The organism is Arthrobacter monumenti, assembly GCF_054511255.1.
The window spans coordinates 196,185-216,912 of sequence record NZ_JBTNCY010000006.1 but is presented as its reverse complement, the minus strand read 5'-3'; the positions used below and the strand labels follow the sequence as shown (position 1 = coordinate 216,912).

The following is a 20,728-nucleotide window of genomic DNA, read 5'->3' as shown; positions in this document are numbered from 1 at the left end:
ATGAAAGATTCTGCCCGCCGCGGTGAGCCCAGCGGTGCACGGAAGGCGGCGTACCCGCCGGACGTCTACGCTCCCCGGATGCCTGACGACTTATCGACGGCACCTCCGGCGTCATTGGTGCGTTGGTTCGCCATGACAGCCGCAGCGGGTCTGCCCGCCGGCCTGTTGTGGTGGCTGTGCGCTCCCGGCGGCGCATTCTATGGCGACGGTTCGGTACCGCAAACGTGGTTGCCGAGGGAATTGATGCTGGGCTTGATTGGGCTCGTAGCAGGCGTTGCCGCGGGTTGGTTGGTTGCACGCCAAAAATCGACGCCTGGTTCTGTATGGAAGGCGGCGGCAGCAGCAGGCGGATCGATCCTTGGCTCCATAATTGCCTGGCAGACCGGCGAAGCAATCGGCGCCTGGTTGCAGCCGGTACCGGACGCCGCACCATCCGAAGATGTGGCATTCTCGGTGATGTCCTATGGCGTGCTCCTCATCTGGCCTGCCGCAATGGCCGTAACGACGTTTGCCATAGCGCTCACCAGCTTGTTACGCACAGGGTTGCGGTACTGACGCCCGTATCCGGCCGGGCACGTAAACTGGCAAGGTGACACTTTCTGATTCAACCCCGGAATCCTCACTGCTGCGGACCATCGACTTCCGTGGCAGTACGCTGAGCTACGCGGAACTCAAGCGGGCGGTCCCGCGTGCGGAAGCGGGCTTTGAAGCTGCCTCGGCTTCGGTCGCCGCGATCATCGACGACGTCCGCACCCGTGGGTTCGCGGCTCTGTCGGAGCTTGCCAGTAAATTCGACGGGGTGGAGCAGACTCATCCACGTGTTCCCGCTGCTGTGCTTAGTGAAGCGTTGGCATCCCTCGACGCCGGTGTCCGCTCAGCCCTGGAGGAATCGATCAGCAGGGCCAAAACCTTCGCGGAGGAACAACGGCCCGGCGATGTCGATGTGGACTTTGGACCGGGAGCCGCCGTCCGGCAGAAATGGATACCGGTCCGCCGTGTCGGTCTCTATGTTCCAGGCGGGCTGGCAGTATATCCATCTTCCGTTGTGATGAACGCGGTTCCTGCTATCGCTGCAGGCGTGGAGTCGATCGCTCTCGCATCCCCGCCGCAGAAGGAGTTCGGCGGCCAACCCCATCCAGTGATTCTCGCGGCGGCGGCGCTGTTGGGAATTGAGGAGGTCTACGCCATTGGAGGGGCGCAGGCTGTGGCTGCCTTCGCCTATGGTGTGGAGGGCACCGGTAAGGCTGACGGCTTGGAACCTGTCGACGTCGTCACTGGACCGGGCAATGTCTTTGTCGCCACGGCCAAACGGCTGGTCAAGGGGGTCGTCGGTATCGACGCGGAGGCCGGCGCTACGGAAATAGCCATTCTGGCGGATGACAATGCCAAGCCGGGACTGATCGCTGCGGACCTGATCAGCCAGGCAGAACATGACCCGGCGGCGGCATCGGTGCTGGTGACAGATTCACCGGCACTTGCCGAACAGGTTCAAGTGGAGGTTGCCGCCCGTACCCTTCAGACCAAGCATTCCGGCCGGGTGCGCGAAGCGCTGACAGGCAGGCAATCGGCCATAATCCTCGTCGACGACCTGGCACAGGGGAGCGCAGTGTGCGATGCCTACGCCGCCGAGCACCTGGAGATCCACACCCGGAATGCCTCCGAAGTTGCCGAAGGGATCCGAAATGCAGGAGCCATCTTTATCGGCGACTACAGCCCGGTCAGTCTTGGAGATTATTGTGCCGGTTCCAACCACGTCCTTCCCACCAACGGAACGGCTTCGTTTGCGTCCGGACTGAATGTGACAACTTTTATGCGTGCCGTGCAGTTGGTCAACTATGACCGTAGCGCCCTCGGGGAAGTCAGGGACCACATTAAGAACCTGGCAGAGGCCGAAGATCTGCCGGCTCACGGGGAAGCTGTTTCGGCAAGGTTTTCCTGAACCCGAAAATGGGTGAAACCACAAGATATGGTAATCACGCTCTTGTAATTCACCTACATGTAGTCCTATGATGGTTCAAGAATCCGCATCGGAACAGGGGAGCGAGGAGCACAATGTATTGTCCGTTCTGCCGCAACCCTGATTCACGCGTCGTGGACAGCCGCATGGCCGACGACGGTTCCGCAATCCGCCGCCGTCGTCAATGTCCCGACTGCGGACGCCGCTTCACGACTATCGAAACCACAAGCCTGACTGTGATCAAGCGCTCCGGCGTCGGAGAACCGTTCAGCCGTGCGAAAGTCATCAATGGGGTCCGGAAGGCATGCCAAGGCAGGCCGGTGACCGAGGATGACCTGGCAATGCTGGCGCAGGAAGTGGAAGAAGCGATCCGCGCCAGCGGAGCAGCGGAAATCGAAGCGCATGAGGTTGGTCTCGCCATCCTCGGCCCGCTGCAAAAACTCGATATGGTCGCTTATCTCCGGTTTGCCAGCGTGTACCAGGCCTTCGAGTCCCTCGAAGATTTCGAAGCCGCCATCCAACTGTTGCGGCACGAGGCGGATGCGGCAGCTTCAGATGCACCGCAAATGCCGGCACCCCGCTCAACCGGGCAGGAGACTGCTCCTGACGTGTCCCGGGAACAGGGAACGCTGCTATAAACTCCGGTGGTGGCTGCGGAGGGGAAGCCGAAGCCACCACCGGCACCAAATTCTAGATGTGCTTAAAGCGCTCCGCGGAGTGAAGCGCGGCCCCGACGATTCCCGCATTGTTCTTGAGCTTGGCCGGTATGATTTTGGTCCGCAGGTCGAGAAGCGGCAGGAAGTCTTCGCTTCGTTTGGAGATTCCGCCGCCGATGATGAAAAGCTCCGGCGAGAACAGGAACTCCACGTGGGAGAAGTAGCGTTGCAGCCGGACGCCGTATTTTTTCCAGCTGAGATCTTCGCGTTCCCTGGCCGATGCTGAGGCGCGTGATTCGGCGTCGTAACCGTCAATCTCGAGGTGGCCAAGTTCGGCATTTGGAACGAGCAAACCGTCCATGATGAAGGCCGAACCGATTCCGGTTCCCAGAGTAATGACCAGCACGACGCCGTCGACATCTTTGCCCGCACCCCAGCGTGCCTCGGCGAGACCCGCGGCATCGGCATCGTTCATCACCTCCACCTCCCGTCCGAGGATCTCGGTGAACAAGCTATCCACGTCCGTGCCAATCCACGACTTGTCCACGTTGGCAGCCGACCGGGCGATACCGTGCGAAATGATGGCGGGAAACGTCACGCCGACCGGGGAACCGCCGGCAGGAGCCATGTCCCGGGTGGACAGCTCATCAACGATGTCCTTGACACACCTCGCAACCGCCTCAGGCGTCGACGGCTTCGGCGTACTCACACGGTAACGGTCACCGATGACTACGCCGGTTTCGACATCGACGATGCCGGCCTTGATTCCCGTGCCGCCGATGTCGACGCCGATAACCGTCGTCGGCTCAGCACCGGAAGTGCCGCTCTTGTCTGCGGACTGCTGGGTGGCATGGTTCTCTTGGGGCATGGATTCTCCGAAGGTCAGGCGTGGAAGGTGATCGGGTGCGTCCGGCCAAGTGAATGCCGGTGAGGAGCGATGGTCAGGGCAGGGTCAGGATTTCAGCGCCGGATTCTGTCACCAGCAAGGTGTGCTCGAACTGGGCGGTGCGCTTGCGGTCACGGGTAACGACAGTCCAGTCGTCGTCCCACATATCCCATTCGACAGTGCCCAGCGTCAGCATAGGTTCAATGGTAAACGTCATGCCCGGTTCAATCAGCCGGTCGTATGAAGGAGCGGCGTCATAATGCGGGATGATCAATCCGGTGTGAAAGGCCTCGCCGACGCCGTGGCCGGTGAAGTCGCGCACAACCCCGTAATTGAAGCGTTTGGCATAAGACTCGATGGTCCTGCCGATGACGTTAATCTGCCGTCCGGGAGCCACCGCACGGATGGCGCGGTTCAATGCCTCCTGGGTCCGCTCCACCAAAAGCCGCGACTCTTCGTCGACATCGCCGGCGAGGAAGGTGTAGTTGGTGTCGCCGTGGACGCCGTCCTTGTACGCGGTGATATCGATGTTGATAATGTCGCCGTCCTGGACAACCGTGCTGTCCGGGATGCCATGGCAAATCACTTCATTGAGCGAGGAGCACAGCGATTTCGGGAAATTCCGGTACCCAAGGGTGGAGGGATATGCCTGATGATCGAGGAGGAACTCGTGGCCGACACGGTCCAGTTCGTCCGTCGTGACACCGGGAACGATGTGGCCGCCGACCTCGACAATTGCCTGGGCCGCAATCTTCGAGGCGGCGCGGATCTTCTCGATGGTTTCTGCACTCTTGACCTCAGACCCGGTGAATTCCGCCGGTGCGGGCTTGCCGACGTATTCGGGGCGGGCAATGGACGAGGGGACGGGGCGCAGCGGGGCGACTTTTCCTTGGGTTAGTGTGCCGATAGGTGCGGTTGAAACATTTGGAGGCATACCATCGATCATATAAGGCCCGTCCCGGTTCAGGCGGACAGATGATCGTTGAACTATTTGAGGAGAATCATGGCTGACTTTTGGTACAACATCGTGACGCACGAGGTCGAAGAAGGTGCACAGTCGGACTGGACGCAACTCATTGGTCCGTATGAGACCCGCGCTGAGGCGAAGCGCGCGTTGGAAAAAGTGGAGAAGCGCAACGAGGCCTGGGACGCCCAGGACGACTACTGAGCAACGCCATGCCGGAGTGGGCTATACCCGGCTGAGGTGCCCGTTCCGGCCGCGCTGCCTGCCATTAGAAGGAATGTTCCGGGCCGGGGAACGTACCGTCCCGCACCTCCTGCGCATAGGCCGATGCTGCCTCGGACATGATGCCCCTGAGGTCCGCATATTGCTTGACGAACCTGGGAGACTTGCCATTCCGTAATCCCATCATGTCCTGCCAGACGAGAACCTGTCCGGTGGTGGCATTTCCTGCCCCAATACCGATCGTGGGTACAGCAACCGCCCGGTCGACGGCGGCCGCTACATCAGCGGGAACCATTTCCATCAACACACAGAACGCCCCGGCTTCGGCCAACGCCACGGCGTCGTCGATTACGGCCTGCCCCGCTTCACCTTTGCCTTGAATACGGTAGCCGCCAAGAGCATGCTCACTCTGTGGAGTGAAACCGACGTGAGCCATCACTGGGATGCCCGCTGCCACCATCGCCCGGACATGCCCGGCGTAAAAACTTCCGCCCTCCATCTTTACGGCGCTCACAAGCCCTTCCTTCATCATCCGTACGGACGACTCGATGGCCTGTGCCGGGGAAACCTCGTAGCTTCCAAACGGGAGGTCGGCGACGACGAAGGACCGCTTTGCCCCGGTTGAGACCGCACGGCACAACGGGATCATCTCGTCCAAGGTAATGGGAAGCGTCGTCGCATGGCCGTAGACGTTATTGGCGGCGGAATCGCCCACCAGCAGAACCTCCACGCCAGCCTCGTCGAAGATCTGCGCTGCGTATTGCTCGTATGCGGTCAGCATGGCGAACCGGCCGCCCGAGTCTTTGATTTGCTGTAAATGATGCGTGCGGATCCGTTTGGCCGGTACTGACTGCTGGCCGGAGGCGCCGTAGGGGGAGGGGATTTCGGCGGAGGTCATGTTTCGAGCCTACTGGACCGACGCCGGTGACTGTACAGTCCTCCTTCAAATGCCTCATTGCTTAGTAGAGTGTGGGCAGGAGCATAAACAGGGGTCCAATAGCGAGGAAAGAGGTAGCAGTGAACCGCCAGCAGGAGTTTGTCCTCAGGACTATCGAAGAGCGCGACGTCCGGTTTGTACGGCTGTGGTTCACCGACGTCGTCGGATCGCTTAAATCCGTTGCCCTTGCCCCCGCAGAAGTGGAAGGAGCTTTCGCTGAAGGACTGGGATTCGACGGTTCCTCCATCGAAGGCCTCGCCCGTGTCTTTGAATCCGACATGCTGGTGCAGCCGGATCCGTCCACCTTCCAGATTCTTCCCTGGCGCGGTGAAACCGATGAGACCTCGAGGATGTTCTGCGACATCCTGACACCGGATGGCATGCCCTCGTCGGCCGACCCGAGGAACGTCCTCAAGCGCGCGCTGGCGAAGGCCGCCGACATGGGATTCACCTGTTACACGCACCCCGAAATCGAGTTCTACCTGTTGAAGTCCTCCAAGCCAGGCCCCGACGGCGTCCCGGAGCCGGTCGATGAGGCCGGCTACTTCGACCACGTTCCCGGCGGCGTGGCGCAGGACTTCCGCCGTACGGCGGTGAGCATGCTCGAAGCGGTGGGAATTTCGGTCGAATTCAGCCATCATGAGGCAGGTCCCGGGCAGAACGAGATTGATCTGCGTTATGCCGACGCGCTGCAGACGGCCGATAACATCATGACGTTCCGGACCGTTATCAAGGAGGTCGCCCTTACACAGGACAGTTACGCAACGTTCATGCCCAAACCTTTCTCGCACCATCCAGGGTCCGGCATGCACACGCACTTCTCGCTGTTCGAAGGCGACACCAACGCATTTTTCGAGGCAGGAAGCGAATTCCAGCTGTCCAAGACGGCACGTCAGTTCATCGCAGGCTGGTTGCGGCATGCACCCGAATTCACCGCGGTCACAAACCAGTTCGTCAATTCCTACAAGCGGTTGTGGGGCGGGGGAGAAGCGCCCAGCTATTTGTCCTGGGGACACAACAACCGGTCCGCCCTGGTCAGGGTCCCGCTCTATAAACCAGGCAAGGGACAATCGGCGCGGGTGGAATACAGAGGCATCGACTCCGCAGCCAACCCCTACCTGTCCTACGCGGTCTTGCTGGGTGCAGGACTCAAGGGAATTGAAGAAGGTTATGAACTGCCCGCCGGGGTGGAAGAGGATGTGTGGTCGCTGTCGACGGCGGAGCGCCGGGCGATGGGGCATGACCCGTTGCCTGCCAATTTGCACGATGCCGTCCGGTCATTGGAAGACTCCGAACTGATGGCGGAAATCCTCGGCGAGCAGGTGTTTGAACATTTCCTCCGGAATAAGCGCGAGGAATGGCACGACTACCGGATCGAAGTCACCCCACATGAGCTGAAGCGCAATCTTGGCGTGCTGTAGATGACAGGAAAAAGCTTCAACCGCCGGTTAATCGCGGCGGGTTTTGCCGACCTGGAGAAAAGCACTCGCTTTCTCCAGGCGCCGGAACTGTCCGGTATCGAGGAGCCGTGCCTTTTCGACGGTCTCGCTATGGCAGCCGACCCGGACCAGGCACTGCAGTCACTGGTGCGGCTGTTGGAGAAGAGCCCGGATCTCGGCAAGCTGGTCAATCGGGGTCCTGAAGCCAGCGAGGCCCTGTTCCGCCTGCTGGGGGCCTCGGAGGCTCTCGGCGATTTCCTGATCCGGCATCCCGAAAATCTGGATGTGCTCGAAGTCAGGGTCAGCCCGGAACCCAGCGGCACGGCCCCGGACGTGTTACGCTCCTCGCTGCTGAAATCGGTTCAGGCCGACCCTGCGGCGTCGTTGCCGGTAGCAAAAATGGTGGGGCAGGAAGCCTACAGGAGCCTGCGCGCACGGTACCGGCGGCATCTGACCGAGCTTGCCATCCGGGATGTTTGTTCTGCCTCACCCGAAGACTTCTTTCCAATGGCCGCGCGCGAATTGGCCGATCTGGCCGCTGCCGCCCTGGACGCAGCGCTCGCGGTGTCGCGGGCGGAACTGGCCGCCCACCACGATTCCGGGGATATCGCCGACGTGCGTCTTGGGGTCATCGGAATGGGCAAGTGCGGCGCCGGGGAATTGAACTACATTTCCGACGTCGACGTCATCTATGTGATTGAAAGCGAGCACTTGGAAGACGGTAAGGCTGCCACCATCGGAACCTCGCTGGCCACCGGCATTTCGCGCGCCATTTCTTCCGCGGCAAGCGAACCCGGGCTGTGGGAAGTCGATGTGGCGCTCCGCCCGGAAGGCAAGGAGGGGCCACTGGTCCGGACCCTGGACTCGCATCTGACGTATTACCAGCGCTGGGCCAAGAGCTGGGAATTCCAGGCATTGCTGAAGTCCCGCGCCATCGCAGGGGACATAGAACTGGGGCGCAGATACGAGGATGTACTGAGCCCGCTGATCTGGAGTTCGTCCGAGCGGGAGGGCTTCGTCGAATCCGTACAGTCGATGCGCCGCCGGGTAACCGAACATATCCCCGCACATGAAGAAGGCCGGCAGATCAAGCTGGGATCCGGCGGGCTCCGCGACGTGGAATTCACTGTCCAGCTGCTGCAACTGGTGCATGCGAAGGCGGATGAAACGCTACGCTGCAAGGACACGACGTCCGCGATAGCGGCGCTGTCGGAGGCTGGCTACATCGGCCGGTCCGACGCGCGTGAATTCGACCGCGCCTATCGATATTTGAGAGTCCTGGAACACCGGATCCAGTTGGCACACCTGCGCCGGACGCACCTGATGCCGCAACAGGAGGCTGCCCGGCGTGCCCTGGCCCGCAGCATGGTTGGTGCACTCAGCACGGCCCGGCCCAGCGCCGACTCCTTGATGGAGAACTGGCAGCGGACAAAACGGGCGGTGCGGCGGCTGCATGAACGCATCTTCTATCGTCCCGTGCTGGCCACCGCTGCCCACCTCAGCGCCGAGGACGCCAAACTCTCGCCGGAAGCGGCCGGCGCACGGCTGGCCGCCCTGGGATACCAGGACCCGAAGGGCGCCATGCGGCATATCCAATCGCTGACGGCGGGCATCAGCCGGCGTGCGGCACTGCAGCGGCAACTGTTGCCGGTTCTGCTGGGATGGTTGGCCGAGGGGGTGGATCCGGATGCGGGACTGCTGGGTTTCCGCCGGATCAGCGAAGCACTTGGCACTAGCCCCTGGTATCTGGGTATGCTCCGCGACTCGGCCGCCGCAGCGGAGCGTCTGTGCCACATCCTTTCAAGTTCACGTTTCATCACGGACCTGCTGGAAGTCTCTCCGGAGGCGGTGAAATGGCTCGGTTCCGACCATGAACTGGCCGTGCGCAGCTTTGACACCCAATGGCAGGAAGTGCAGGCAAAGTTCCGGAGGCACGACGATCCCGGCAACGCCATCCGGCTTATCCGGTTGATCCGGCGACGGGAAATTCTCCGCATCGCTATCGCCGACAGTTCGGGACTCCTGCATCAGGACGAGGTTGGCCAGGCTCTCGCCGACACTGACAGGGCAGCGATGCTGGGCGCCCTGCATGTGGCAGAGGAGTCCGTTTACTCGAGCGAAGAGGTCCGGACCAAGATGCTCATCGTGGCAATGGGCCGCCAGGGTGGACGGGAAATCGGTTACGGCTCCGACGCGGATGTGCTGTTCGTGCACCGGGCGGTCGACGGTGCGGCAAAGGAGGCCGCCCAACAGCAGGCGGAAAAAATCGTGTCGCAGACTATGTCGTTGCTCAAGCAGCGCTGCACGCCGCCCATCCAGGCAGAGCGGATTCTGGAAGTTGATGCCAATCTTCGGCCCGAGGGCAAGAACGGGCCGATGGTCCGTTCCCTGGCCTCCTACCGGGAGTACTACGGCCGCTGGTCCCTGATCTGGGAGGCCCAGGCACTGCTGCGGGCGCGGCCGGTTGCGGGCGATGACGAACTTGGCCACGACTTCATCACGCTGATCGATCCAATCCGGTATCCAGAGACACTCAGCGAACAGAACGAGCGGGAAATCCGGCGGATCAAAGCGCGGGTGGAAGCGGAACGGCTCCCGCGCGGGGCAGATCCGGCACGTCAGCTCAAGCTTGGGCGGGGAGGATTGTCCGACGTCGAATGGCTGGTCCAACTCTTGCAGCTGGAACACGCCCATACCATCGAGGGCCTGCGGACGACGTCGACCATTGAAGCACTCAAGGTCGCGGCCGCCAAGGAGCTAGTGCCCGAAGACGAAGCCAGCATCCTGACGGATAGCTGGCACCTGGCCAGCCGGATCCGCTCGGCCAATGTCATCTGGAGCGGCAAATCGTCGGACCTGCTGCCATCCTCCCGCCGAGACCTGGAAGCCGTAGCCCGCTGGTGCGGTTACGAGGCGGGTATGGCTTCCGTCATTGAGGAAGACTACTTGCGCCTGACCCGCCGGGCGCGCGGGATCTTTGAAAAGCACTTTTTCCGCGAGTAGCGGCCGTCACCGGCTAGGCTGAGTTTCACAGCACCGGATCCGGCAGGAGAATCGATGACCGACATTGCGCAACTCGCCGATGAACATCTCGCACTTGCGAGGGAAGCCACTCACGGACGGAGTGCCGTGCTCCTTGGCCAGGATGGGCCATTGCGGCAAACCATCATTGCCCTGCGCGCCGGTGCCGAACTTGGTGAGCATAATGCTCCAGTGGCGGCTTCGGTTTATGTACTCGAAGGCGCCATCACCGTGGTCAGCGACAGTGGACGGAACTCCATTAGCGAGGGTGAACTGGCCATGCTGGTGCACGAACGCCACTCGGTGGAGGCGAACGAGGACTCCGTGTTCCTGCTCACCGCCGTGACGGCACGGGATTGAATACTTCCGCCGTACCCTGCGCTTAACGATCTCTTAAGCAGCTTTGCCCCGGCCGCAGTGGCCGGGGCAAAGCTGGCTGCGTCGACTAGACGCCGTAGTAGAGCTCGAACTCGTAGGGGTGCGGACGCAGGGTCAGCGGAGCGATTTCGCTCTCCCGCTTGAAGGCAATCCAGGTATCAATCAGGTCCTGGGTGAAAACCCCTCCGGCCTGCAGGAACTCATTGTCGTTTTCAAGCGCCACGAGAGCCTCTTCCAGCGTGCCAGGCGCCTTCGGAATATCCTTGGCCTCCTCGGGCGGAAGTTCGTACAGGTCCTTGTCGATCGGGTCCGCAGGTTCAATCCGGTTCTTGATTCCGTCCAGTCCGGCCATCAGCTGTGCGGCAAATGCGAGGTACGGATTTCCGGATGCGTCAGGGGCACGGAATTCGAGGCGTTTGGCCTTCGGATTGGAACCGGTGATGGGGATCCGGATCCCGGCCGAACGGTTGCCTTGCGAATACACCATATTGACGGGAGCCTCGAAGCCCTTGACCAGGCGGCGGTATGAATTCACCGTCGGGTTGGTGAAAGCGAGGACGGCGTCCGCGTGCTTGAGCAAGCCTCCAATGTACCAGCGGGCGACATCGGACAGACCGGCATAGCCCGTTTCGTCGTAGAACAGCGGTTCGGAGCCGTTCCACAGTGACTGGTGGCAGTGCATGCCCGAGCCGTTATCGCCGAAAACGGGCTTAGGCATGAACGTGACGGTTTTGCCCCAGGCATGGGCGACGTTCTTGACGATGTACTTGAACTTCAGCAGATCGTCGGCCGCAGCGGTGAGAGTCGTGAACTTGTAGTTGATCTCGGCCTGTCCGGCTGCACCGACCTCGTGATGGGAGCGTTCAACTTCGAGACCGGCCGCAGCAAGTTCCATGCACATGGCGTCGCGCAGGTCGGCTTGGTGGTCGACCGGCGCGACCGGGAAGTAGCCGCCCTTCTCGGGGGTCTTATTCGCCATGTTGCCTCCTTCTTCCTCGCGTCCTGAGTTCCACCAGGCTTCCTCGGAATCAATCTTGAAGAAGGTGTGGCCGGGCGTCGTCTGGAAGCGGGCGTCATCGAAGACGTAGAACTCTGCCTCGGAGGCGAAGAAAGCAGTATCCGCGATACCGGTGGATCCCAGGTAGGCTTCGGCACGCTCAGCTACGCCGCGCGGGTCACGATGGTACGGGTCGCCGGTGCGCGGATTGACGATGGAGAAGTTCAGCGCGAGAGTCTTCTCGATACGGAACGGGTCGATGTAGGCGCTGGTGGGATCCGGAATGAGCTGCATGTCCGACTCCGCAATTCCCTGGAACCCCCGGATGGATGACCCATCAAAGAGCTGGCCATGGACGAAGAAATCCTCATCAACGCTGGCGGCCGGTACATTGAAGTGCTGCTGGACGCCGGGAAGGTCCGTAAACCGGACATCCACGAATTTTACGTCTTCATCGGCGATGTATTTGAGGACTTCGTCCGCATCTTTGAACATCGAATTTTGCTCCTTAAGCATAAAGGGTGTTGGCCGGTGGGCTGGGAAACCGTCCCGCCAGGCTTAGCTCGTGCTTGAATACGCCCCGACGACCAGCACGATGCCTCCAGCCTAGGCGGCGGTGGTTTCAAACCGGTGTCGGAATTGTTTCCGGCATATTACGTCCTCTACCAACCTCCTTTTAGCCTAGGCTTACTGTGTGGTTGATAGAAACGATCTTGGTTCCTGGCTGGCTGGCCCACCCGGCGGAGAAACACAGAAATGGCCCGGGGAGCGTCTCGGACGTCCGCAATCCGGGCCCGGCTCCATAGCCCGGATGGGTCGACGGGCGCTCGCCTTGATCATCGACTGGTCGCTGAGCTACTTGATAGCTGCGGCGTTCTTCGGTGGCAATCAATGGACGATTCTGACTATATTCGCGCTGGAGCAGATACTGCTGGTGGGGACCCTCGGGTATTCCATTGGGCACAGAATTGTCGGAATCCAGGTGCAAAGTCTGGACGGGCGCGCGGCCGGACCGATCGCAGCGGGAATCCGCACGGTGTTGCTGTGCTTGCTCATTCCGGCAGTCATCTTCGACGCCGATCAGCGAGGCCTGCACGACCGCAGTGTGGGAACCGTACTCGTACGGATCTGAACCGGGGCTCCCGGCGCTGCAGTTTGAGGGACACATCTTCGAATGGCGCACCCTAGCGGCCGCGGGCCGCCTTTCGGTCGGGGCGGGCCTTGAACGGATCGATCCCCTTCGGGATAGGCAGTTTGTTGCCCAGCGAGGAGATGCGCTTGTTGACCTGCTGCACTTCCTGTTTCGTCAGTTCCTTCTTCATCTTCTGGATGCGGCGGGAGACTTTGCTCAGCGGAACCTGACCTTCGCCGTCGCCGGTCTGGATGACGTGGATGGACACATTCGGCAGAATCCGGCTCAACCTCTTGCGTTCGCCGTCAATCAGGCGCTTGACCCGGTGCGGCGGTCCTTCACTGACAAGTACGACGCCGGGACGCCCGATGGCGCGGAAGACGGCATCCTTGCTGCGCGGGTCGACGGCGGCGGGCTGCTCTTCGGTAATCCAGCCACGCCGGAGGGTGCTTAGAGCAGCTCCGGCCGCGCCCGGCTGTCCTTCAAGCTGCGCAAAGGCGGCTCTTTCGGCGCGCCGGGACAAGATAAACATCGCCGCCAGCAGTCCCAACGGGAGGGCAACGATGAGCGCCGTGATCCAGTTGTTGATCAGCAGACCGATGACCAGACCAACGGCAACGATTCCCAGGAACGCCAGCAGCATCAGCCAGACCACATTGGGATCATGGCGGCGGGTCATCTTGAACACGTCCCGCATCTGCTTCATGCGCCCGGGCTTTTTGTTAGCCTTGTCCGCCTTGTTTTTGCGCTTAAAGAGTCCGCGCTTCCGGCTCGGATCGCCAGCGTCGGCGTTGGTCACGTCTGAGTCAGTCCTTTTGGCCATAGTGCTATCAATTCTACGGGATAAGGCGGCGGGTGGTTGACGCCCGGCAGGCTAATGCAGGCATTGTGCACCGTTTGGCGGCCTTCCGCCCGCGCTTCACACGAGGCTGGCTGCCTCCTGCAGAGTTGAGCCCGATTCCTGGATGTGCGCCAGCTCGGGAGGCAACTCGAGCCCCTTCTTCCGCATAGCACCTGCCCACATCCGGCCGGCGCGGTACGAGGACCGGACCAGCGGGCCGCTCATAACGCCCAGGAAGCCGATTTCTTCGGCCTCGTCACGGATTTCGATGAATTCCTGCGGCTTAATCCAGCGGTCAACTGGGTGATGACGGTTGCTGGGCCGCAGGTACTGATTAATCGTAATCAAGTCGCACCCGGCTTCGTGCAGGTCCCGCAGCGCCTCGGAGACCTCCTCGCGGGTCTCGCCCATGCCGAGTATGAGGTTCGATTTGGTGACCATACCTGCGTCCCGGCCCTGGGTGATGACATCAAGGGAGCGTTCATAGCGGAAGGCGGGGCGGATGCTGCGGAAGATCCGGGGCACGGTCTCCACATTGTGGGCGAAAACCTCCGGTTTGGCGTCGATTACTTCCTGGATGAGCTCAGGCTTGCCGGAGAAATCGGGAATAAGAATCTCGACGCCGGTGCCGGGGTTCATCGTATGGATCGCGCGGATTGTTTCGGCATACAGCCAGACACCCTCGTCCTCGAGGTCGTCCCGGGCAACACCGGTCACGGTGGCATAGCGCAGCTCCATCGCCTTGACGGATGTCGCGACCTTGCGCGGTTCGGCGACATCGAGCCGTGATGGCTTTCCGGTATCAATCTGGCAGAAGTCACAGCGGCGGGTGCACTGCGACCCGCCGATCAGGAAAGTTGCTTCTTTGTCCTCCCAGCATTCAAAGATGTTGGGGCAACCAGCTTCTTCGCAGACAGTGTTGAGCCCCTCCTTCTTGACCAGGTTTTTGAGCCCGATGAACTCGGGTCCCATCTTGGCTTTGGACTTGATCCAGTCCGGCTTACGTTCAACAGGCGTTTCAGCGTTGCGGGCCTCTACGCGAAGCATGCGCCGGCCTTCCGGGGCTACAGTCACAGTAATGCTCCTTCCTTCCGGGCACTGCCGGTTTCGGGCCGTCCCTGCCGGGCGCCGCCGGTGTCCGGGCCGGCGACCAGTTGTTCTTCATGGCGTCCGAGTTCCTCAATGATGCGTGGGAGGATATCGGCCGGACTGACGTCCTGTTTCGTCTCGTCCTTAATGGAGGCGACCGAGGCGTCCGAAATTCCGCAGGGAACGATTTTGCCGAAGGGGCGCAGATCGTTGTTGCAGTTGATGGCGAAGCCATGCATCGTCACGCCGTTGGCTACCCGAATACCAATTGCTGCAATCTTCCGTGCCGGTCCGCGGGAATCTGCCGGCAACCATACACCGGAGCGTCCCTGGACGATTTCACCTTCGACCCCGAAGTCCTTCAGAACGGTGATGATGATCTCTTCAAGCAGCCGGACATACTCGGATTGTTTGATCGGATCGGGCAGGTCGAGGATCGGATAGCCGACCAGCTGCCCCGGTCCGTGCCAGGTGAGCTTGCCGCCCCGGTCAACATGAACGACGTCGGTGCCGTCATAGGGCAGTTCGTGATCTTCGGTCCGCTTTCCCGCGGTGTAGACGGCTTCATGTTCCAGAAGCAGCACGGTGCTGGGAGCAGTGCCGGCCAGAACCTCGGCGTGCAGCTTCTGCTGGGCCGCCCAACCGTCCTCGTACTTAACAAAGTGGGGCGCGAGCCCGAGCTGTGAAAACTCCAGAGTCATGCTTGTCACCCTAATGTCCGGGTGGCCAACTCCTCTAGACGTATGATTTATGGGCTGAAATGAGGAATTGTGGATAACTTCTGCAAGGGTTTTCCAATTGCTGTATCCATGGACCATGGAGCAATTTTCCGATCACAGACCATCGCCGAAAGAGGATCCGGCCAATCCCGGGCCGCCGGTTCTCACGGGTTACTGCCGCGGCAGGAAACTGGGCGCCGGAGGCAGCGCCGAGGTCTGGCTCGCCAGCTCGGACAGGACCGGCGGGTTGTTCGCTGCGAAGGTCTTCAACCCTGTTGGACGGAACGATGCTCCCGGCGGGGTGGCAGCCGGACAGGCGCGGCGGGAGATGCAGCTGATGGACAGGTTGGGGCATGAACACCTGGTGCGCCTGCACGACGTCCTGGAGAGCGGTGGCACGACCACATTGATCATGGACTATGCGGCCGGCGGCTCGTTGGCTGCGCTGGTCGGCACACGCGGTCAACTGCCCGTGGGGGAAGTCGTCACCATACTGACCCCCATAGCCCAATGTCTGGCCTACCTCCATGGCCAAGGCATCACGCATTCGGATGTGGCTCCGGGCAATGTGCTGTTTACCGAGCTTGGTAAGCCACTGCTGTCGGACCTCGGACTCGGACGGATGACCGGCGAGAGCGGGACGGCGTCCGCCGGTACGGCTGGCTTTGAAGCCCCGGACGACCAGTCTGAATGGCGCAAAGAGTCGCTGCACCCCGAAGATGACATCCACGGCCTGGCCGCGCTGGGATGGTACGCCCTGACGGGTCGTGTGCCGGCTGCCAAGGACAGGAGACCGCCACTGTCGATCCTCGTCCCTGGTGTCCCCGAAGAACTGGCCGCAATCCTTGAGGCGGGACTGGAACCCGACGCTGCGGTGAGGCCATCCGCAACGGAGTTCGAGCAGGCCGTGTACAACAGTGCCGAGGCAATACCCGTCAATTTGGTTCAGGCGGTACACGAAAGCGTTTTGCCCCATCTGCTCACACGAAGGGCTGTGCTCGACAAGAAGCGGAAAGGCCTCCGCCGGGGGCTCCCGTTTAGAGGACGTTCCAGTCAATCCGGGCCCCGGCGCCTGTCCGGGCGGTATCTCCGGATACCCCTGGCGGCGGCGGCACTGCTGACCGCAGCACTCGTCGCCGGCGGGATGTTTGCCAACAGTTCAACCGAACCTTCATCAAAGCCCGATCTGGCGGAAGCCGGAATATCTGCCTCCGTACCTCCGTCTGAGCCGCCTCCGGATCGTGAGCAGGCTTCCGGGCTGCCGGACAGGATTGAAGACGGACTGCGGTCGGCCAGTCCAGAGGAAGCGGTGCCCGCCCTGGCGTGGGTGCGGTCCTACGCCTTCAGCAGTGGCCGGACCGGACTGTTGGAGCAAGTCAATGTACCGGACTCGCCGGCGATGGCGGCTGATTCCAAAATCGCCGGCCGGCTTAAAGAGTCCGGCCACGTGCTGGCCGGCTTTGAAACCAATATTGAGCAGGTCAAACGGTTACCGACCGGGAGCACCGGCGGGAAGGATCCAGGTGGAAAAGAGGAAGCTAAGGAAACAGCCCTCCTGGCTGTCACCGCGCACACCACCGGTTTTACCGATTTGGATCCGAAGGGCGATGTCGTACGCCAGGAGAAATCTGGAGGCAGGCAACAGTTGACGTTGCTGCTGCGGAAGATGGACGGACGGTGGCTTATCGCGGAGATATTGGAACCACTAAACGACAGCACATCAGCTCCTGCCCAATAGGGAAACAGCGGGGCGCGCGGTGCCCTGCCGGGCTCGCCAAAACGAGGTAATCTTTTGGCTAAGATCGAAAGATGACCTCATCCAGTTACTTCCGGTACCCGCATCTGCACGGTGATTCAGTGACGTTCGTTGCTGAGGACGACGTATGGGTTGCGCCGCTCTCCGGTGGCCGGGCCTGGCGAGTATCGGCCATGCAGTTGCCAGCCCGTAACCCGCGTTTTTCGCCGGATGGCTCCCGCATTGCGTGGACAGTCATCCAAGGCAGTGCCCCGGAAGTGGTGACTGCCTCGGCCGACGGCGGTGATTACCGGCAACTGACCTACTGGGGGCACGCTTCCACCAAGGTTAAGGGTTTCGCCTCCGGGAACGAGGTCCTGGTCACCAGTTCTTTCGAGCGCGAAGAGAGCCGTCACACCTGGGCGTATGCCGTTCCGCTCGACGGAGCACCGCCCCGGGTTCTTCCGTATGGGCCCGTGGACTCCGTTTCCTTTGGTCCCTCCGTGGGGGATGAACGGCCCGTTGTGCTGTCCAGCGTGCTTTCGCGTGAGCCTGCCTGGTGGAAGCGGTACCGCGGAGGCACGGCCGGGAAGCTCTGGATCGATGTGGACGGATCCGGTGATTTCAGCCGGCTGGCTCCCGAAATCGACGGAAATATTGCCGATCCAATGTGGATCGAGGGCAGGATCGTCTTCTTGTCTGATCATGAGGGCTACGGAAATCTCTACTCCGTCCGTCCCGATGGCAGCCAGCTGCAGCGGCACACCGACCATGAGGAGTTCTACGTCCGCCACGCCTCCACCGATGGCGAACGGATTGTGTTCGAATCAGCTGGATCTCTTTGGCTCCTGGACGATCTGAAATCGGAGGCAAGGCAGCTGGACATCACTCTTGGATCTGCTTCCACTTCCCGACGTGAGCGTCCGCTGAAGGTTGCCAATCACTTGAGTGACGTGGTCCCCGATGAAACAGGGCGTGCCAGCGTCGTCGAAACCCATGGAACAGTTCACTGGTTGACGCACCGCGATGGTCCTTCCCGGGTCATTGAAGCTGCCCCCGGCGTCCGCGCCCGCCTTTCCCGCCCAATGGGAACGCGCAAGGTCATTTACGTTGCGGACCACGGGGGAGAGGAAGCGCTCTATCTGAAGGACGTCTTCGCCCGGCCCGTTGCCGGCGCGGGTCCGGGCCCCGCCGCGACAGAACCGGCGGACCGGTCCAATGCCCCCTCGGGTGAGCCGGCATTACCCAGCCCGGTTTCGGCAGCAGAAGTCAATACCGCCAAAAACGGGAACGGTCAGACCGGCAAGGCCGACGGCGGGAGCGGTAACGGAGAGAGCAGTACCGGCACGGAAACAGTCCGGCCGCAGGGCCAGGCAGGCGATGCCGGACCAGGGAAAAATCAGAACGCGGGTGAAGCTCATGGGATGGAAGATGACACTGTCCGTATTCCGCTGCCCCATCCGACGAGAATCAGTGAAATAACTGCCAGTCCCGATGGGACTCTTGCCGCCGTTGCCACAGAGTTCGGCGAAGTGTTTGTGCTCGACGGCGCCGCGAAGGAATTGCGCCGCATCTCGTCCACGGATCACGGCGCCATCGATGAGCTCGCATTTTCGCCCGACTCGGCCTGGGTTACCTGGGCGGAGCCTGTGACCGGTGAGGGTGGACGTCGAAAGATCCGCATTGCCCGCGCGGCCATGCCGTCCGCGGGCGGCAACGGTCAAAAGGATGCGGATCAGCCGGCCAGCGACATTATCGACTTGACCGACGGCCGTTTCCACGACCACTCTCCGGTGTTCACCCGGGACGGGCGTTTCGTCGCATTTCTGTCCGAACGCAGTTTTGACCCGGTATACGACACGCATCGTTTCGATCTGAGCTTCCCGTCCTCAACCAAGCCGTTCCTGGTGGCACTGTCCGCTGAAACGCCCTCGCCCTTCGGACCATCACCGGATGGAACAGGTACTGAGACGGACATGCAGGCAGACTCCACTGAGGAGTCTTCGAAGGAATCGGAGGGCAACGGGCAGGCAAAGAACGATCAGACTTCCGCGCCGGTTACCGTAGACCCGGAAAATATTGCGGACCGGCTCATCTCAATACCGGTTCCGCAGGGGAGCTACGACAGCTTGGCCGCTGCGGACGGCGGCCTGTTGTGGATCGCCAGTGACATCTATGGTGTGACCGGAGACGGTCGGGCGTCCCTGACCGATCAGGATCCGGCGCAGCGTTTGGAACGGTTCGATCTGGCCAAGCGGGAAGTTTCGACATTGGTTCCTGCCGTTACCCGGTACCGCATTACAGGCGACGGAAAGCGCCTTGTGGTGGTGCATGAAAACCAGGTCCGGGTTGTTCCGGCCGGCGGGAAGGTGGACGAAGGATCCGCCGAGAGTGTCGACGTCGACCTCCTGCGGATACGGGTCCGGCTTGACCCGGTCCAGGTGTGGGGCCAGGCGTTTGACGAGGCTTGGCGTCTGCAACGCGACTTCTATTGGGCGCCGGATATGGCCGGCATTGATTGGCAGGGCATCTACGAGCGCTATCGACCGCTGGTGGATAAGCTGGGTTCACACGACGACCTGATGGATCTGTTGTGGGAACTGCATGGCGAACTGGGCACTTCACATGCCTATGTGATGCCCGCCCTCATGGTTGAACCGGGCGCGGGTAAACAGGGACTGCTCGGCGCCGACTTCAAGAGACATGAAAGCGGCTGGGAGATCGTCCGCATTCTGCCGGGTGAATCATCCGATCCGCTGGCGCGCTCACCTCTGACGGCCCCTGGGGCGGCCGCCCGCAGGGGCGACATTATTGCTGCTGTCGACGGCGTCGAAGTGTCCGGGTCACGAAGTCTCAGTTCACAACTGGCCGGTTCTGCCGGAAAGACGGTTGAGCTGACCATTATCAACGGCGCCGGGCATGGGGAAGCAGCAGGCACCCACCGCAGGATCGCCGTCGTACCAGTCCATGACGAGGAGCGGCTCCGGTACCAGGACTGGGTGGCAGGTAACCGCAGAATTGTCAGGGAGGCGTCCGGCGGGAGCTTCGGGTATTTGCATATACCGGACATGGTGGCCCGGGGATGGTCCCAGCTGCACCGGGATCTGGACAGTGAAACGGCCAAAGATGCCTTGGTCATCGATGTCCGGCGTAATCGGGGCGGACATACCTCGCAACTGGTGGCAGAGCTGATCGGGCGGAAAGTCTCCGCTTGGAACCTGCCCCGCGGCGAACAGCCGCAGACCTACCCGGCGCACGCGCCGCGTGGCCCTGTCGTGATTCTTGCCGACGAATTTGCAGGGTCCGATGGTGACATCATTACCCAGATATCCAAGCTGCGGGCGATCGGTCCGGTCATTGGTACGCGGACCTGGGGCGGCGTCGTCGGCATAGACGGCCGGTTCAAACTGGCGGACGGAACAGCCGTGACCCAGCCGAGGTATGCGTTCTGGTTCACCGGAGGAGTCGGATGGGCCGTTGAAAACTACGGTGTTGACCCGGACATCGAGGTACCGTTCCCACCGCACGCGTACGCTGCCGGTGAAGATCCCCAGCTCGAACATGGCGTCGGAGTGCTTAAAGAGATGCTGGCGGAACTGCCCACGGACCGGCCGCCGGAATTCGCCGGGTACAGGAAACTGCAGCCGGCATCGTTGCCGCCGCGTCCTCAGAACGACTAAAGGATCCGGAGCACGAAGAAGCCCCGTTGCAGAACCTGCAACGGGGCGTCTTTCAGGTAACCGGAGACGGAAACC

The 20,728-nt window shown here is 61.5% G+C and carries 17 protein-coding genes; 10 read left to right on the top strand and 7 right to left on the bottom strand.

From position 1 onward, the window contains the following. From ACX80B_RS10885 to nrdR, 3 genes are all read left to right on the top strand, one after another. Positions 1-555, top strand: coding sequence for a hypothetical protein (locus ACX80B_RS10885; protein WP_459295946.1), 555 nt, complete (start codon positions 1-3; stop codon positions 553-555). A gap of 34 nt (positions 556-589) precedes the next feature. Continuing rightward, complete coding sequence (gene hisD / locus ACX80B_RS10880; RefSeq protein ID WP_459295944.1) at positions 590-1,939, top strand: histidinol dehydrogenase; 1,350 nt, start codon at positions 590-592, stop codon at positions 1,937-1,939. A gap of 113 nt (positions 1,940-2,052) precedes the next feature. Next, complete coding sequence (gene nrdR, locus ACX80B_RS10875; RefSeq protein ID WP_459295942.1) at positions 2,053-2,595, top strand: transcriptional regulator NrdR; 543 nt, start codon at positions 2,053-2,055, stop codon at positions 2,593-2,595. 52 nt (positions 2,596-2,647) lie between these two features. Here nrdR and ppgK read toward each other — a convergent pair whose 3' ends face one another. Together ppgK and map are read right to left on the bottom strand one after the other, a co-directional pair. Further along, complete coding sequence (gene ppgK / locus ACX80B_RS10870) at positions 2,648-3,481, bottom strand: polyphosphate--glucose phosphotransferase (RefSeq protein WP_459295941.1); 834 nt, start codon at positions 3,479-3,481, stop codon at positions 2,648-2,650. 73 nt (positions 3,482-3,554) lie between these two features. After that, on the bottom strand, positions 3,555-4,433 hold the full coding sequence (map, locus tag ACX80B_RS10865; protein ID WP_459295939.1) for a type I methionyl aminopeptidase: 879 nt from the start codon (positions 4,431-4,433) through the stop codon (positions 3,555-3,557). A 69-nt stretch (positions 4,434-4,502) separates the two neighbouring features. Between map and ACX80B_RS10860 the strand changes: the two genes are divergently transcribed. Beyond that, positions 4,503-4,667, top strand: coding sequence for an SPOR domain-containing protein (locus tag ACX80B_RS10860; protein ID WP_459295937.1), 165 nt, complete (start codon positions 4,503-4,505; stop codon positions 4,665-4,667). A gap of 64 nt (positions 4,668-4,731) precedes the next feature. On the opposite strand, the gene panB is transcribed toward ACX80B_RS10860, so the two are convergent. Further along, positions 4,732-5,583, bottom strand: coding sequence for a 3-methyl-2-oxobutanoate hydroxymethyltransferase (gene panB, locus ACX80B_RS10855; RefSeq protein ID WP_459295935.1), 852 nt, complete (start codon positions 5,581-5,583; stop codon positions 4,732-4,734). Positions 5,584-5,702: 119 nt separating this feature from the next. Between panB and glnA (ACX80B_RS10850) the strand changes: the two genes are divergently transcribed. The 3 genes from glnA (ACX80B_RS10850) to ACX80B_RS10840 are packed head-to-tail and all read left to right on the top strand — an operon-like array spanning position 5,703 to position 10,442. Further along, a complete protein-coding gene (gene glnA / locus ACX80B_RS10850; protein WP_459295933.1) occupies positions 5,703-7,043 on the top strand; it encodes a type I glutamate--ammonia ligase in 1,341 nt (446 codons plus the stop codon). Continuing rightward, positions 7,044-10,064: a bifunctional [glutamine synthetase] adenylyltransferase/[glutamine synthetase]-adenylyl-L-tyrosine phosphorylase gene (locus tag ACX80B_RS10845; protein ID WP_459295931.1), complete on the top strand. Its 3,021-nt coding sequence runs from the start codon at positions 7,044-7,046 to the stop codon at positions 10,062-10,064. Positions 10,065-10,118: 54 nt separating this feature from the next. Next, positions 10,119-10,442, top strand: a complete 324-nt coding sequence (locus tag ACX80B_RS10840; protein WP_459295929.1) for a cupin domain-containing protein — start codon at positions 10,119-10,121, stop codon at positions 10,440-10,442. An 85-nt stretch (positions 10,443-10,527) separates the two neighbouring features. Here the strand turns inward: ACX80B_RS10840 and glnA (ACX80B_RS10835) are convergent, their stop codons facing one another. After that, complete coding sequence (gene glnA / locus ACX80B_RS10835; protein ID WP_459295927.1) at positions 10,528-11,952, bottom strand: type I glutamate--ammonia ligase; 1,425 nt, start codon at positions 11,950-11,952, stop codon at positions 10,528-10,530. 199 nt (positions 11,953-12,151) lie between these two features. On the opposite strand from glnA (ACX80B_RS10835), the gene ACX80B_RS10830 reads away from it, so the two are divergent. Next, the gene (locus ACX80B_RS10830) at positions 12,152-12,589 is read left to right on the top strand and encodes an RDD family protein (protein WP_459295925.1); all 438 of its coding nucleotides are present in this window, start codon (positions 12,152-12,154) and stop codon (positions 12,587-12,589) included. 52 nt (positions 12,590-12,641) lie between these two features. On the opposite strand, the gene ACX80B_RS10825 is transcribed toward ACX80B_RS10830, so the two are convergent. The 3 genes from ACX80B_RS10825 to lipB all read right to left on the bottom strand — a co-directional run bounded on the left by ACX80B_RS10825 (position 12,642) and on the right by lipB (position 15,220). After that, positions 12,642-13,412, bottom strand: coding sequence for a DUF4191 domain-containing protein (locus tag ACX80B_RS10825; protein ID WP_459295923.1), 771 nt, complete (start codon positions 13,410-13,412; stop codon positions 12,642-12,644). Positions 13,413-13,508: 96 nt separating this feature from the next. Then, positions 13,509-14,504, bottom strand: coding sequence for a lipoyl synthase (lipA, locus tag ACX80B_RS10820; protein ID WP_459295921.1), 996 nt, complete (start codon positions 14,502-14,504; stop codon positions 13,509-13,511). After that, positions 14,501-15,220, bottom strand: coding sequence for a lipoyl(octanoyl) transferase LipB (gene lipB, locus ACX80B_RS10815; RefSeq protein WP_459295919.1), 720 nt, complete (start codon positions 15,218-15,220; stop codon positions 14,501-14,503). Before lipB ends, lipA begins: the two co-directional genes overlap by 4 nt. A gap of 115 nt (positions 15,221-15,335) precedes the next feature. On the opposite strand from lipB, the gene ACX80B_RS10810 reads away from it, so the two are divergent. Continuing rightward, complete coding sequence (locus tag ACX80B_RS10810; RefSeq protein ID WP_459295917.1) at positions 15,336-16,976, top strand: serine/threonine-protein kinase; 1,641 nt, start codon at positions 15,336-15,338, stop codon at positions 16,974-16,976. 71 nt (positions 16,977-17,047) lie between these two features. Then, positions 17,048-20,653: a S41 family peptidase gene (locus ACX80B_RS10805; RefSeq protein ID WP_459295915.1), complete on the top strand. Its 3,606-nt coding sequence runs from the start codon at positions 17,048-17,050 to the stop codon at positions 20,651-20,653. Positions 20,654-20,728: the final 75 nt, after the last annotated feature.